The organism is Pseudomonas sp. SZ57, assembly GCF_009495975.1.
Classification (GTDB): Bacteria; Pseudomonadota; Gammaproteobacteria; order Pseudomonadales; family Pseudomonadaceae; genus Aquipseudomonas; species Aquipseudomonas syringae.
Genome location: NZ_WIBD01000005.1, coordinates 243,256 through 258,527, shown reverse-complemented (window position 1 = coordinate 258,527; position 15,272 = coordinate 243,256). Strand labels below are relative to the sequence as shown.

Genomic DNA, 15,272 nt, shown 5'->3' with positions numbered 1-15,272 from the left:
CTCCATCGCCCGATAGCGCATGTTGTAGCGAGTCGCTCCACCTCCGAGATGTTCAGTACGCCCGCAAAAGTATCAACGCAGCAGGCGGAAGGTCTCACGCACATGCTCGGTGAGCGTCGTCGGGTTTTCCATGGCCGCGAAGTGGCCGCCGTGCTCGGCTTCCGCGAAGAACCGCAGATCGTCGAAACGCGCCTGCGCCCAGCGCCGTGACAGGCGCAGCAGCTCGCCCGGAAACATGCTCACGCCCGCAGGGATTGGCATCGCAGGGGCAGGGCCTTGCTGTTGCATTTCGCGCATCCCTTCCCAGTAGAAACGGACCGAACTGGGGCCGGCATTGGGCAGCCAGTACAGCATGATGTCGTCGATCAGCGCATCGAGCTCGATGACCCGCTCAGGCTCGCCGCCGCTGTCGGAGGCATCCTGAAACAGCGCATATACCCACGCCGCCAGGCCAACGGGCGAATCCGACAGGGCGAAGCCTACTGACTGCGGCCGGGTGCTGTGCACTTTCATGTAGCCGGAAAGCTCTCGGTCGTAGCGTTGCGCGTCGGCCAACATGCGCTGTTCTTCAGGCGTGGCCTGGGCGATTTCTGCCTCGGTGGCTTGGTACATCACCATGTTCAGGTGAATGCCGATCAGGCCAGGCGGGCGCATGTGCCCAAGGGCGGTGGTCACGGCCGCGCCCCAATCCCCACCCTGAGCGGCCCAGCGCTGGCCATAGCCCAAACGCTCCATCAACTGCGCCCAGGCCGCCGCCGTTTTGCCCACGCCCCAGCCTGTAGAACGCGGCTTATCACTGAAACCAAAACCCGGTAGCGCCGGGATCACCAGATGGAACGCATCACTGGCCTGCCCACCGTGGGCGACAGGGTCGGTGAGTGGCCCGATCATCTTCCTGAACTCAAGAATCGAGCCCGGCCAACCGTGGGTCATCAGCAAGGGCAAGGCGTCAGGGTGAGGCGAGCGGATGTGCAGAAAATGAATCCCAAGGCCGTCGATCTCGACCCGGCTGCTGTTCCACTGATTGAGCTGGGCTTCGGTGACCCGCCAGTCATAGCCATTACGCCAGCGCTCGACCAGCGCGCGCAGTCGCTCGAGCCGTGGTCCCTGACTGTTGTCGGAGACCGTTTCAGGATCAGGCCAGCGGGTTTGCGCCAGGCGCTGAGCCAGATCGTCGAGCTGCACCTGGGGGATTTGAATAGGAAAGGGTTCGATAAGGTCGGTCATTGGTTGCTCCCTTGCACATGGGTACGGGCCAGCGTGTCACGCACGGACGCCCATTCACGTTGACCATAGCGGTCGTTATCCAGATTGGGCAGCTTGCCGCGCCCGCTCATCATGTCGCGCAGGTATTGCATGCCCTGCCAGGCCGGGAACGGCTTGTCACTGGCAGGCGTGAGCGCACGCACTACGCCGATGAGGGTGGACAGCGTGCCAATATTGCCGGGGCGCAGGGTACGGTAGCGCTGCCCGGTCAGCTCGGTGAGGAGGCTGGTGATCTGCGCAGGCGACAGGCTGTTACCGGCAATGCGCAGAAAGCGCGGCGTGTGAGAATCCAGCGCGGCATCGGCGGTGAAAGCGGCTACGTCGTCCTTGGCGGTGAAGTCCAGCGGCTGTTGTGCATCACCGAAATGCAGCACCCGGCGCCCAGGCAGCACGATCGGCGCATCGCCTTCGAGCAACTCCAGAAAGCCACCGTTGAGGATCGAGGTCACGTTAATGTCGGCCGCATCGAGCTGGGTGAGGAAGCGTCGGCGAAGGTCCAGGTTGCGGTTATCGCCAGGCCGGGTACGGGTGTAGTCGAGCGAATAATCCGAGGGAATGAACCTGGGCACGCCAGCGGCTACCGCAGCCTCCAACAGCCTGCCCTGCTGCCCGATGACCACCTCTTCCAGACCGTTGAGCGTAGACACCACACAACCCGAGCCGGCAATAGCACGGCGCAGGCCCTGAGCGTCATCCAGTGAAACAGGCGTGATCGTCGTGGTGCTGTTGCGCAGGCCATTCAGCCGGGCTGGCTTAGTACCCGGCCGAACCAGCGCTATCACATGGGCACTGCGCTCCGCCAAGGCCCGCACGACGCGTTGGCCCAAATCTCCCGTAGCGCCAGCAACCACGATGGGTAAAGCAGTCGCGTCATTCACAAAGCGCTTCCTTGGTCGTTATGAATAGGTAGAAACGGCGTTTACCTGCTTCCATTTAACTGAACGTTACCGTTTAGTTGACGAACAAACAAGCGGGCTGTAAGTTGCCGGCCATGACAGCGATCAAGACCAAATCCAAAGGCGGCAGGCCCAGGCAAGACCAGGCGGGCGAGGCCGAGCGTCGATTGCTGGATGCCGCGCTGCAGCGCTTTCTGGCCTGTGGTTTCGAAGGCACCTCATGCGAAGACATCGCCCGCGCCGCCGGCGCCAGCAAAGCCACCCTCTACGCGCGTTACGCCAACAAAGAAGCGCTGTTCGAAGCCGTGGTGCGACGCCACGTAGCCACCTTGCTGGCGCCCGCCGAAACAATCCCCGCGCTCCCACTCGAAGGCCGCCTGCGGCACGTGGGCCACGGCATCCTCGAACATGCGCTGCAAGCCGATACCCTGGCCATGATGCGCCTGGTGATCGCCACCTCTAGCCGCACCCCGCTACTGGCGGCTGAGGTCAACCGAATCGGGTGGGAAGGCGGTTTCACCAGAGTACGTTCGGCGATATTGGCAGGCCCGGACCAACCCACCGACCCTGACGCGCTGGCCCGCCAATTCATTGATCTGGTGTTCGCTCCCCATCAGCTTAGAGCGCTGCTGGGGGAGGATCGGGGGGTGCTGATTCAGGGTATTCCGGAGCGGGTGGAATGGGGGGTGAGGATGGTTGGGGGTGCTGGGTTGTTGGGGTGAGGGGGTTGGGTTTTAGGTGTTTTGAAGTAATTGGGCTGGACGGTAAAGCCCTCCCGGGGCTTTGGCTCAAGAGGCCTGCCATTGCTCATTACTGATAGCTGAGCCGCGATTCCTGATAGGTGCACCATCACGCTTGTAGGTGGCAATGCATGGTCGGGGCCAGGACGGTTTGCTGTGCAGAGGCAAGGTCACCCCTTTGCTTGTCTTCTCTGCCAAAAGCGCGGCTGCATTGGTTAAGATGCGCTCCTTAGCTTGCAAGTGGGTGCGGTATAACCGGCCTAGCAGCGCTGCTATTCAGCGCTTTGATTTGGAGTATCTGCAATGGATGCCGAGCAACAGTTGCACCGTTTACTCGCCAGTAGCGGCGAGAGCGAGGTGGTGGAGTTTAAGGAGGCCAAAAACGGCTATGACTTCAGCAAGCTCGGTAAATATTTCTCCGCCCTGAGTAACGAAGCCAATCTCAAAGGCGTGCCCAGCGCCTGGCTGGTATTTGGTGTGAAGGATAATCTACAAGTGGTGGGCAGCCAGTTCCGCGAGGCCTTCAAGGATCTGCAATCGCTGAAGAAGGAAGTGGCCGATAAGGTCAGCCAGCGCCTGAGCTTTATTGATATCCATACCGTTCTACATCCTGATGGCCGCGTATTGCTGTTCGAGATTCCTGCCGCGCCGCAAGGCCTGCCGGTAACCTGGGAAGGCCACTACTATGGCCGCGACGGTGAATCCCTCGGGCCGCTGTCGCTTGAAGAAATCGAGCGCATCCGTGGCCAGAATCGTCCGCAGGATTGGAGTGCGGGCATTTGTCCCGGCGCAAGTCTGGCTGATTTGAGTACGGAGGCCATCGCCTTGGCTCGCCGCGAATTTGCCACCAAGCATCCCAAGATGGCTGCCGAACTGCCGGCCTGGAGCGATGAAACCTTTCTCAACAAATCCAAGCTGACCATTCAGGGGCAGATCACGCGTACCGCCATCCTGCTGCTGGGTAAGCCTGAGGCAGCGCACTGGCTCAATCCGGCCTCGCCCACCATTAGCTGGATTCTCAAGGATCGTGACGGCTCAGAGCGTGACTACCAGCATTTTTCTTGCCCGCTGCTGGCTAGTGCCGACGAGGTGTACCGCAAGATCCGCAACCTGAAATACCGCTATATGTCGGATAGCTCGCTGTTCCCCGAAGAGGTCGATCAGTACGACCCCTTTATAATCCGTGAGGCGCTCAACAACGCCATCGCCCATCAGGACTACCAGTTGGGCGGCAAGGTCTCGGTGGTGGAGTTCGAGGACGGACAGCTGTGCTTCAGCAACCCCGGCGCTTTTATTCCCGGATCGGTCGAGCAGGTGATCCAGGCCGACGCGCCGGAAAGCCGCTATCGCAACCGCTTCCTCACCGATGCCATGGTCAACCTGAACATGATCGACACCATCGGCAGCGGCATCCGCAAAATGTTCCTGATCCAGAAGAATCGCTTCTTCCCCCTGCCGGAATACCAGCTGGAGCAAAACCGCGTGCAGGTGACCATCACCGGGCGCGTGCTGGACATCAGCTATGCGCGCAAGCTCGCCGAGCTGCCCAACCTGGCGTTGGACGACATCATCCTGCTGGATAGGGTGCAGAAGCACAAATCACTGAGTGATGCACAGGTTCGCCATCTCAAGGCGCAGAGGCTGATCGAGGGGCGCAAGCCCAATTTCCATATCTCCGCTCAAGTGGCGCGGCACAGCGACGATCTAGCTCAGTACATTCTTAACCGTGGCATCGATGACACGCATTACAAGCGTCTGATCTGCGAATTAATCCAACAGTCCGGATCGGCCAGACGGTCCGCCATCGACAAGCTACTCGTAGACAAACTGCCGGACGTTTTAGACATTCAACAGAAGGCCCACAAGATTAAGAACTTGCTGCAATCCTTGAAAAAACAAGGGGTTATCGAGCCAAAGGGTAAGCTGTGGCAAATGTCTAAAGGCTGATTTCTAGACATTTTTAGACATTCAGGAAATGGTCTGGCGATGACAAAAGATGCTTGGAGGCATTGCCCGAACTCATTTGACTGGAGCGGCCATTGCAAGCGGGCAGGCCAAGGAAAGGCGCGGTTTTAGCCGCTCCCACTTGCACTGCTCAATTTGCCGGCCATTTGACTGATGCGGCCAACGCCTCCAGGCAGCACCCTAAAACTTTGTAGATTAGGGCCTTGGAAAAAATGCTCATTTGGCTGCATGAGCGCTTTAGACGAATTAGCCGGGGTGTTAGACATTTTGCAGATTGTCAACCGAGCCTGCTCCAGCTTTTAACCCTATATAAATCAATGAATTAGTAGAAATAAAGGTAAGTAGCGACGAATATCTAAACCCCGTTGGCTGGATATTTTTAGACATTCGCGCGCCACGCCGGGCGAGCCTGGCCCCAATAAGCGAACAAGGGATAAGGAAGCTGGAATGGTAAGCAAAACCAACGAGCAGGCGCTGGAAGCGAGTATCGAAAAGTACCTGACCGGCACCTGCCTGGAAGAGCAGAATGTGATCCGCGACCGCGCGGCAGAATTGCCCCTCAGCACCCATCACGCTTACCAACTGGGCCGCGCCCAGGACTTTAATGCCCGCTATGCCGTAGATGCTCGCTGTTTATGGCAGTTCCTTGAAGGCCAGCCAAAGCGATGAGCTCGAACGCCTCAAGCAGCGCTACGAGGACTGGGACCTGCGCATTCTGGAGCGCTTCGACCGGATGGCGAAAAAATACGGCGTGCTGCACCTACTAAAGCGCGGCCTGGCCATCGACGATGTGCACCTCAACCTCATGTACCCCGCGCCGTTGGCGAGCAGCTCGGAGCGGAACAAACGCCAGTTCGCGGCGAATCTCTTTAGTAGCACCCGCCAGGTGCGTTACTCCCTGAGCAATACCTTAGAAGAGATCGACCTGGTGCTTTTCATCAATGGGCTGCCCTTCGCCACGCTGGAGCTGAAGAACCCCTGGACCGGCCAGACCGCCCGTTATCACGGGCAGAAGCAGTACAAGCAGGATCGCGACAGTAGCCATTCGAGAAGATCTTCGAGGAAGTGATGCTGATACGCCGCCGTCAGTACCTAGAGCTTTATCGCCTTGTAGCCGGTGATACGGCGCTCAAGTCTTCGTTGCAGCAGAGCATGAGGGGCATGCTGGGCTGAGATATGTGCGAGCTAGGTGCGTTTCAGCATGTCCGGTCCATATGGCTAGTACTCAAAAGTTCTTCGTAGACTGTCCACTGTCCAAAACACATCTAGATTTCAACAGAGTGCCCAGACCTAAATCACGCAAATAAAACCAAGCCGCCGCAGAGTGCGTGTGCACCCTGCGGCGGCTCTTTCCTGCGAAGCTTGGGGCTCTGAATCAGCTTTGCCCTTGCTTCGGATCCTCAGCGTGAGCCCAACGATAATCCAGACGCGGCGCGAACACTTTGATCCGACGCTTGATCTTGATCAGAATCGGGTCATGCACCGGCTCCGGATCTTTCAGGAATACGGTCAGCACAGCACTCAGTGCGTACAACCCGGAGAACGCCCAGACCACGCCTTCAATGCCGTAGCTTTCATTGAAGATCGCAACAACAGCCGGGCCAACCCACGTCGACGCGCCTGCACCCAGGCTCAACACCGATAAGGCAGCCGCTTTGTTGTTCGGTGCCAAAGCAGGGGCAAGCGCCGACAGCGGCACGAAGCACGCCAGGGTCAGGCCGTAGAAGGCGCCGAAGATCGAGGCGATCAGGAAGTCGTTCGGAAACGCCTGCGGCATGAAGAAGAACAGCGGCGTGCTGATCGTGCTGCCCACTGCGCCAAACCACAGGATCGTGTTGCGATAACCGATCTTGGTGCTGATGACGCTGGAGCCCAGGTTGCCGATGATGTTGAACACAAACACGATGGTCAGCAGGCGCAGCCACTCTTCCAGGGTGAAGCCAACGGTTTGCATGAAGAACCCTGGCATGACCACCAGAAAGCCAAACATCGACGAGGTGTTGATGACGCGGACGATACCGGCCAACGACACTTTGGGACGGGTCCACATGATGGTGATGTTCTTGGCCATCGACACCAGCGGACGCTCGCCTTCCGGCGCCAGTCGGCGCATGCCATGAGCTTCGCGCATCCCGACCAGACCAATCACACCACCGATGACCACCAGGGCGAAAGACAGCCAGAAGGTCAGCAATGCACCAATCAACGGAATAGCGATGCTCGCCACCAGAGAGCCCAGCATTGGCAGGCCCGCGGCGTAAGCCACCCAGAACCAGCCCACGGCCATGCCCATCTTGCGGGACGGCGTGGAAGCCGCGATCCAGACCAGAAAACCGTAGGCGAAGAGCGGATAACCGAAACCGCGCAAACCATAGGTCAGCAGAATCATGGAATAGCTCAATTCCTGCAGCCCGTAGACCAGGAAGAGCACTTCAAACACGCTCCAGATAATCAATCCCAGGAACATCACCCGTTTCGGGCCCCAGATATTGGAGAGCGCGCCGGCGAGCCACGATGAAATACCGACCGTGACGCCATAGAGGGTGAAGATCATGGCGACTTCATCGCCGGGCATGCCGCGTTCACTGAGGAAGGGCGAAAGGTATCCGAGTTCTACGCCATCGCCGATCATGAAGATCAACAGGCCGACAAAACCCCAGAACATGGGATAGGGAATACCAACTTTGTCGCAGAATCTAACGAGTGGAGTGTTCGGAGTGGATTGATCGCTCAATTTTCCGGTCCTTTTTGTTGCACGACGTTTGGGCGCGCCGTAGGAATGGCCTCGATGAGGTTGAAAGACAGATTGGATAGCACAGGCATCCGCTTCGGGCAGCGAGCAAAACTGGCTTGATTATTTGACGCGTGGGGTCAGACATTGGAGCAGCTATCGTCGACCCATTAATCTATGTTTTCCTAGATTTTCGAGCCCGAAGCCGACCTTTTATGCCAGATGAAACGATTCATCACAACCGCAAGCCATTTTTTTGGGTGCGACAATGTGTCCGGTTGTATTGCCTGAGGAGTTCGGATTTAGGGGGATGAGGTGTTTCGAATTGTGTATAAAAATAAGTACATCTTTTTCCTGGGGTTGTGAGAAAAGCGGTGAGCGGTGTGCCAGTGCTGCTGCATCTCCGGAACCGTTCAGGGCGGCGAACATACCGAGGCCTTTGCTGACATCGGTTGGGGGGGGCGAGCATGCGTACCTCGATGCCCGCTTTCAGTTCCTTGTTCGCTTGGGCCATTTGCTGGACCAACATCTTCTCGCCGATGACGTGCGGAGCGCACATAACGATCTCGTGCAGCACCAAAAGCCAGGAATAACAAAGCCCGCATAAGGCGGGCTTTTGGAGTTCTTTGTAGACGGTCAACGACATGTCCAGATTCCAGGCGTCGTTTGAACTGGAGGCTGGAAGCCCCGGATTCTTTGGGTCTACCAGCCTTCGGTTTTCGTAGGCATACACGTGAGCATACAAGGTCTCGGCTACTGGTCGTGCTCGCGGCCTACTTTTGAGGCTCATCAGGTGGCTGTTTGACGGTCAGCTCCGTTTCCCTGATCACCCGGTCCGAACTGCCATCCAGCCTAATGACCTTTGTTCCGACAAGTAAAATGTGCTTTTACCGTCCGCTAGGATCGGATGGCCGCTTAGCCGCTCGCTTTTATCCGTGATGACCGCATGGATAGGTGCTCGTTTAATAACTCCAAGGTGTGTTGGGTTAGACTGAGCACTTCACACCACTGCGCGAATCTTATGCATCAACTGCCTGAACCCGAAGAGATTACAAAAGCGAAAATTCGGCGGCTGCTGACTACGGGTGCCATTTTTCCTGTAATGAACAACACCAGATGGGCTGAGCTGATCAACGCAATGATTGATGCCCCGCACATGAAGCCAGAGTTCAGATTGCACAGCGCCTTAGCTCCAAGCGATTACTGCACAGAATGGGATGGAGAATGGCATTACCACATCCATCCGGTGGCAGAAATTGAGTGGATCGAACTCAGAGCGGATTCCCTCGATTGGCTACTCTCTACGCTAAGAAAGTACAATCTGCCCTTTTCTCTAGAGGATGGAGTGCCACGTGTTTGGGGTTATACCAGACCTGGCATGCAGCCTTTATGGGGCTAAGATCCCGAAGTTTCACCTAGGCTCTGTACGAAAAGTCGGCTAGGGAAGGTCAGGCAAGGCAAAAACAGGTAAGGAAGTGGAGCCTGCTGGTTGTAAATGAGCATTCCGCGCCTGTTTTTACGCAGCATCACCGGGCGCAGCCACTTTATGTATAGAGCCTAGCCTGCATTACCGGACGCATACAAATCAGAGGCTGCAGGAAAGAGGCTCGGTTCTCCATCAGTCTGGATAAGTTCACTACGCCGGGAGAAGCGTCGGCTACTGAAGATCCGGGAGACTCTCGGACCGGTATGCAGCAGAGGCTCAGAGTCCACGGCTTATGCCGGTCTCTACACGCTGATGGAGCTCATTTCGCAGGGAACAAGGCAAAGACCTGTGGAATGCTGTGTAACTGGTGTTACAGCTACAGCGAACTGACCTATACAGTTAAAAATGAAGACTAAAATAATCGTAACCTAGAGTGGCGTACACGTGATGCAACAACTAGGAACTGTATAAAATTGTCTTCGTCCATAAGCCCGAACAACCGTGTACGATGGCCGCTATCGGCCTAGGCTGTGTGAAAACGCTTTTCCAAAATTGAAGTGCACGCCTCTACGTTAAATCTGAAATTTATCGGCAAATGAGCAGATAAAGATTTTGCGTAGGGATGTGATTTTCAGGCCGTCTTTAGATACCTATCTCGCCGAAAATCGTTTTTACACACACTGGACCGAGAGCGGCCATGCAAGAAGGCCTTCTCAGGAAAATAGCCGGGCAAGCGAGCGGGCAAAAAGCCATATGAACCAGTCCCGCCATTCCGTTATGCTCCAGGGACAGTTTTGCATTCCAGGTACGGAGAGATTGGCAATGGGGATTTCAAATGATTAGTCGCGGGTCCGAATGGCATCGGTGGGAGCCGCACATTCATGCCCCGGGGACGGTTCTGAACAATCAATTTGGCTCAGAAAATCCTTGGGAAACCTACCTTCAGTCGCTTGAAGAACTTATACCTGCAGTCGAGGCAATAGCTGTTACTGACTACTACGTCACGGACACCTATGAGACCTTTCTGGAGCACAAAGAGGCTGGCAGGCTGCCAAGCGTCCAGCTCCTCTTTCCGAACATCGAGCTTCGCCTGGATGTTGCCGCGAAATCCGGCTTTGTGAACATCCATCTGCTGGTCAGTCCAGAGGATCCTGATCATGTCTCAGAGATTAAACGAATCCTCAAACGCCTTCAGTTTCAAGCTTTGGGTGATCGGTTCGACTGCACGCGAGATGAACTGATTAAGCTCGGGAAGTGCGCTGACCCTTCGATTGTTGCTGATGGCGCTGCTTTACGGCACGGAGCGACGCAATTTAAAGTCAACTTCGACCAACTGCGAAAGGTGCTTGGTGAAAGCGACTGGGCGAAAAAGAACATCCTAGTCGCTGTGGCCGGGAATGCGGGCGATGGAACATCCGGAGTTCGACAGGCTGCGGACGCGACAATACGCCAAGAAATAGAAAAGTTCGCTCATATCATTTTTTCTAGCAGCTCTGCACAACGGGAGTTCTGGCTCGGCCAACGTTCTAGTATGACTTCAGAGGATCTGCGCATTCGCTATGGCGGACTCAAACCATGCCTCCACGGCAGCGACTCCCACGACCAGAAATCGGTGGGACAGCCGGTAGATAAACGTTTCTCGTGGATCAAGGGGGCACTTGAATTTGATGCCCTCCGTCAGGCTTGTATTGACCCAGAGGGGCGCGCTCACGTTGGCGAACTGCCTCCTCGTTCTGCGATGCCTTCCCAAGTCATTTCCCATGTCAGAATCAATAACGCGGCTTGGGCGGAATCACCCAGCATTCCTCTAAATCCTGGTCTTGTGGCAATTATTGGCGCGCGAGGTTCGGGTAAAACCGCTCTCGCCGACATCATCGCTGCCGGCTGTGATGCGATCACCGAAGAGAGTTGGAAGGCAGATGAGAACAGTAGTCCATCCTTCTTGGCACGTGCTCGACGGTTAATGGGAGATACATCCACTACTCTTACCTGGGGAGGCGGAGCCTCCATCGAACGCGCTCTTGATGGGAGGGACGCTAATGGACATATATCCTTTGCGCGGGCTCGCTACCTTTCTCAGCAATTCGTTGAAGAGCTGTGCTCGGCAAAAGGTATGTCCGACGGTCTGGTGGACGAAATCCAGAGGGTCATCTTTGATTCACACACCCCAGATAGTCGAGATGGAGCTATCGATTTTGACCAACTTCGCGATCAGCTAACAGCTCGCTTTCAACAAGCTCGCGCTCGGGAGGCTGCGGCAATTGATGACATATCAGAGCGAATCGCGATCGAATTTGAGAAAGAAAGCTCGGTTGCTTTGCTGACAACTCAAGTTGCTCAGAAAAAGCAGCAGCTCCATGGGTATTCCATCGATCTGGCGAAGCTTGTGGTCAAAGGTACAGAGACGCATGCGACTCGGCATGCCCAGTTAAGTACGGCGGCCGAAAGTCTACGAAGCCGAATTCAGAACTACGGTAATCAGCGTCGTACCTTCGTCGCGTTACAGGACGAGGTACGGAGCATGCGAGCAACAGGTGCGCCTGAAATACTTCGGCAGGTACAAGCGAGGCACACTAATAGCGGCCTAAGGCCAGAGCAGTGGGACCAGTTCCTACTGGTTTACAAGGGGGATGTCGACCAGAGTCTGACCGCCTATATCAAATGGGCTGACGAAGAGATCGCAAAGCTTAGGGGCGTTCCCCCACCACCCGGCGATCCGCTGACTCCTCTAGTCGCCGATACCGTGGACATCACGTCTTTGGCACTAGCACCTATCACTGCTGAGATGACAAGACTCGAAGCCCTTTTCAGCGCCGATAAGCTAATTCAAGAGCAGTTCAAAGCTCTGTCCGACCGTATCACTCAAGAAAACACAATCCTCAAATCTCTTGAGACCAGGTTTACAGACGCCCAAGGGGCCGAAGCGCGGCGTAAGGTGCTCCAGGCCGAGCGTAGCGACACATATGGTCGTGTATTCGAAGCAATCATCAATGAGCAGAGTGCCTTAGCCGATCTCTACTACCCGCTAATGGTACGTCTGGAGGCCTCATCAGGAACCCTACAAAAGCTCGGCATATCAGTTCGTCGATCAGCTGATGTCGCCGCATGGGGAATCATTGGCGAAGAAAAGTTGCTCGATAGGAGAAAGGGCGGGCCGTTCAACGGCCGAGGATCGCTGATCGATGCTGCAACAAGGGAGCTCAAGCCTTTATGGGAAACGGGTTCCGCTTTGGAAATCCAGACCGCAATGGCCGCTTTCATGGATAAGTACCGCAGGGACTTCATCGCTCATGCTCCAGTTGCTCAGTCCCAGCAAGGGGAGTTCCGCGCTTGGTCTAAGCAATTTGCAGCTTGGCTTTACAGCACTGACCACATGACTGTCAGCTACGAGATTTTGTACGACGGTATCGACATCAGAAAGCTGTCGCCAGGTACGCGGGGTATTGTGTTGCTCCTGTTATATCTGGCGCTCGACGACGCAGATGATAGACCTCTGATCATCGACCAGCCTGAAGAGAACCTCGACCCTAAATCGGTTTTCGACGAGTTGGTCTCTCTCTTCATAGCCGCAAAAGCGAAGCGTCAGGTGATTATCGTCACCCACAACGCCAACCTTGTGATCAATATCGACGCCGACCAGATCATCGTGGCAAGCTCGGGCCACCATACTTCAGGTGGCCTACCGCCTATTTCCTATGTGTCAGGCGGGTTGGAGAGCTTAGAGGTTCGTAAAGCAGTGTGTGAGATTCTGGAAGGGGGCAATACTGCGTTTCAGGAGCGAGCCAGACGACTGCGGGTAAGATTAGAACGGTAAAGTGTGAGCGGGGTGGGGAGTCATTCCCACTCCGTTCAGTTTCTTATGGTCTGCGAGCGGTTGCGATAGCACTCATGATTTACGATGACTACGGTCATGACCAGAACGATCACCAGATCTACGATCAACTATCGAATTTAATTTTGCTTGTTTCTATAATTAATATTCGTTTTGGATAATAGCCCAGCTCGTGATCGTAATACTGCCGAGGCATTTGTTCGAACGTCTGAAGGTGCCCCATCTCACTAATCCACCCCCAAGGGTTTTTGTAAACTTTAGCTTCCACACCCAGACGCTGCACCTTTGTTTTTCCGCTCTGCACTGAAGTAGAAGATATATTTGGACATACAGCAAGGCAGCGCAGTGGAACGGTCTCTGGAAATGAATGTATCTTCTCGAATGTGCGCCAACCTTTATTTAAAAGGGCTTTCTTTACATTTTCAAGCGGTGTGACGGTGCATCCAAACTTTGAATAATCTAAAGGCAAGGGGCAGTTCCAGCTTTTGGGCAAGTCCGAAATACCCAAATGATTGTAGAATGCATACAAAGGAATTGCATTATTGGCCTTCGCATAGTCCTCAAGTATTTTGTGCTGAAATTCTGCTAATACCCCTATACCAACCTTATGATTGAGCGAGGCATATCGGCCCGTTTTTGCATCCAGTTTTTTTGCTTGAACTGCATAACGAAGAAAGCCATTTTCACTATTCCCGATCCACCACTCCCAATCAGTCCCTTTGATACTTTCCTTGTGCTTCGGGGTTTGAATTATTTTGATTGTTGATAATTTTTGGGATGCCAAATAAAGCAGAAGATTATCTGTAATAGTTTCTTCCCCTTGAGTTATTCCAAACCTCTTAGAGTTTTCGAGACGCTGCCATACATCGTCGCAAACTATATTCAAATGATGTTTTAACATTCACTATCCTTGTAAATCTAATTATAAATAGGCGACACATATGATGGGAATATTTTTCGTCTCCCTGAACGAGTGTTGTCGTCTGTCAGAACCGCGATATAGTAGAGGAGAAAGACGACAAGACCTGCATTAAGTTTACGAAGTCGTTACAAATATGTCTATGGTGGATCATGCGCACTGAGCCGAGGATGGCCCTAGTCATCAAGGCCAAATCGTAATGCCTCTCCATCAACGCGATCTCGAGGTAACCTACCGCCACACTCGCGATCAAACCAAGCAGTTATGACTCGTCGAGTAAATTCACGAGCTTCAGTTAATGTCATCAAATTTTCTTGTGAAACGGATTCATCTCGCTTTGATGCTCCGTGACGACCAGATATACGATTGTTCGCTGCCCGCTTGAATTCGTCTAAAGACCGGCGTTCCGCGAGGCCAATTTTCGTAAGCTTATCAAGTGTCGTTCCTCGATGCCCCGCGATGTCCTCGAGCAGCCGGTAATAATCTGCCCAGGAAGGTCTGCCTGCGATAACCGCAGCGGCATATGCTGCAAGTGGATTATTCGACATGAAACTCACACGACTTGGCATCAAGTGCTCAATCAAATCATGCCGCCGACTGACGATAGCTCGGGTAGGCAAATTCGATACAAAAGATTCGAAGCTGGCACCTCCTGACGCCCCGTCACTCGTCCATGACACTGACACTGGGACCACCGGTTTAAAGTTGCTATCTGTAAGAGTCGCATAGCCGTTGAGCGGTGCGATTATATCGTAAGCCATCCAGCTCATTTCCTTGGCGCTACCCGCCGAAATCAGAGGCAGACAGCCATCTCCAGTCAGGTACGTGTCTCGGCAATCAATATTTTTCACCCGATCATATAAGCCCTCCTTCTCTCCGACCAAGCGTGTCACGACACGAAGTGATGGATACGAGTCATTAGAAAAAAGCAAGCTGAGCGTGTACAGATCATCAACGTGACCATCCAGCGCAATTTTGATGATGGTTGGGACCATATTACTTTCCTGTCAGGATCCACAAATGTGAAAGCCTAGCTTAATAAAAACAAAAGTCTAAAAAGCTTCAATCGGCAGGCCTCATGTGTATCTCCGGTGATCCATAGAAAATAGATCGCTCGTGCGAGCTGATTCTGGTTGCGCATCAGTTGGTCTTCTAGAGCTACCAAGTACTCTGCGCGCCATCTTTCCAACCATGCGCAGCTCATACACCTATTTCATCCCGTGTTAGCAGCCAGTTTATCTAAGCAATCTTAATCAACTCCTACGCGTGCGTTTTAACGACGCACCGCTAGCGCCCCAATTAGCATGCCAACGCCGATCAGCAAAGTTGATCACAAAAAACAAAAAAACCCGCACAAGGCGGGCTTTCGGAGTTCTTCGTAGACTGTCCACAACTCAAGACATATCCAGACTGCAAAAGATGGTGCACCAGGCGGGATTCGAACCCACGACCCCTGCCTTCGGAGGGCAGTACTCTATCCAGCTGAGCTACTGGTGC

At 54.5% G+C, this 15,272-nt stretch carries 12 protein-coding genes and 1 tRNA gene; 6 read left to right on the top strand and 7 right to left on the bottom strand.

Annotated elements, in window-relative coordinates; translation table 11 throughout:
- Nucleotides 1-72: 72 nt before the first annotated feature.
- Nucleotides 73-1,227: an epoxide hydrolase family protein gene (locus GE543_RS09375; RefSeq protein WP_046235716.1), complete on the bottom strand. Its 1,155-nt coding sequence runs from the start codon at nt 1,225-1,227 to the stop codon at nt 73-75.
- Complete coding sequence (locus GE543_RS09370; RefSeq protein ID WP_046235715.1) at nt 1,224-2,144, bottom strand: NmrA family NAD(P)-binding protein; 921 nt, start codon at nt 2,142-2,144, stop codon at nt 1,224-1,226. The genes GE543_RS09375 and GE543_RS09370 overlap by 4 nt, the downstream gene beginning before the upstream one ends.
- Before the next feature lie 113 nt (nt 2,145-2,257).
- Here GE543_RS09370 and GE543_RS09365 point away from each other — a divergent pair, with 113 nt between their 5' ends.
- From GE543_RS09365 to GE543_RS27360, 4 genes are all read left to right on the top strand, one after another.
- Nucleotides 2,258-2,884: a TetR/AcrR family transcriptional regulator gene (locus GE543_RS09365; protein ID WP_046235714.1), complete on the top strand. Its 627-nt coding sequence runs from the start codon at nt 2,258-2,260 to the stop codon at nt 2,882-2,884.
- Nucleotides 2,885-3,205: 321 nt separating this feature from the next.
- Nucleotides 3,206-4,849 (top strand): RNA-binding domain-containing protein, encoded by a 1,644-nt coding sequence (locus tag GE543_RS09360; RefSeq protein WP_046235713.1) that lies wholly within the window; start codon nt 3,206-3,208, stop codon nt 4,847-4,849.
- Nucleotides 4,850-5,314: 465 nt separating this feature from the next.
- The gene (locus GE543_RS27365; protein WP_046235712.1) at nt 5,315-5,536 is read left to right on the top strand and encodes a hypothetical protein; all 222 of its coding nucleotides are present in this window, start codon (nt 5,315-5,317) and stop codon (nt 5,534-5,536) included.
- Nucleotides 5,514-5,936 (top strand): type I restriction endonuclease, encoded by a 423-nt coding sequence (locus tag GE543_RS27360; RefSeq protein WP_046270774.1) that lies wholly within the window; start codon nt 5,514-5,516, stop codon nt 5,934-5,936. The genes GE543_RS27365 and GE543_RS27360 overlap by 23 nt, the downstream gene beginning before the upstream one ends.
- A gap of 306 nt (nt 5,937-6,242) precedes the next feature.
- On the opposite strand, the gene GE543_RS09350 is transcribed toward GE543_RS27360, so the two are convergent.
- Both GE543_RS09350 and GE543_RS27805 read right to left on the bottom strand, forming a co-directional pair.
- Nucleotides 6,243-7,601 carry an MFS transporter gene (locus tag GE543_RS09350; protein ID WP_011266195.1) on the bottom strand — a complete coding sequence of 453 codons (1,359 nt, stop codon included), beginning with the start codon at nt 7,599-7,601 and terminating at the stop codon, nt 6,243-6,245.
- Between the two features lie 232 nt (nt 7,602-7,833).
- Nucleotides 7,834-8,244 carry a hypothetical protein gene (locus tag GE543_RS27805; RefSeq protein WP_371927133.1) on the bottom strand — a complete coding sequence of 137 codons (411 nt, stop codon included), beginning with the start codon at nt 8,242-8,244 and terminating at the stop codon, nt 7,834-7,836.
- Between the two features lie 375 nt (nt 8,245-8,619).
- Here GE543_RS27805 and GE543_RS09340 point away from each other — a divergent pair, with 375 nt between their 5' ends.
- Together GE543_RS09340 and GE543_RS09335 are read left to right on the top strand one after the other, a co-directional pair.
- Nucleotides 8,620-8,997: a DUF6678 family protein gene (locus tag GE543_RS09340; protein WP_153221268.1), complete on the top strand. Its 378-nt coding sequence runs from the start codon at nt 8,620-8,622 to the stop codon at nt 8,995-8,997.
- Nucleotides 8,998-9,859: 862 nt separating this feature from the next.
- Nucleotides 9,860-12,838 (top strand): TrlF family AAA-like ATPase, encoded by a 2,979-nt coding sequence (locus GE543_RS09335; RefSeq protein ID WP_153221267.1) that lies wholly within the window; start codon nt 9,860-9,862, stop codon nt 12,836-12,838.
- Nucleotides 12,839-12,962: 124 nt separating this feature from the next.
- On the opposite strand, the gene GE543_RS27245 is transcribed toward GE543_RS09335, so the two are convergent.
- The 3 genes from GE543_RS27245 to GE543_RS09320 form a co-directional block, all read right to left on the bottom strand.
- Complete coding sequence (locus tag GE543_RS27245) at nt 12,963-13,757, bottom strand: DUF6615 family protein (protein WP_218571920.1); 795 nt, start codon at nt 13,755-13,757, stop codon at nt 12,963-12,965.
- A gap of 194 nt (nt 13,758-13,951) precedes the next feature.
- On the bottom strand, nt 13,952-14,770 hold the full coding sequence (locus tag GE543_RS09325; protein ID WP_153221266.1) for a hypothetical protein: 819 nt from the start codon (nt 14,768-14,770) through the stop codon (nt 13,952-13,954).
- Nucleotides 14,771-15,195: 425 nt separating this feature from the next.
- Nucleotides 15,196-15,272: transfer RNA gene (locus GE543_RS09320), tRNA-Arg, on the bottom strand.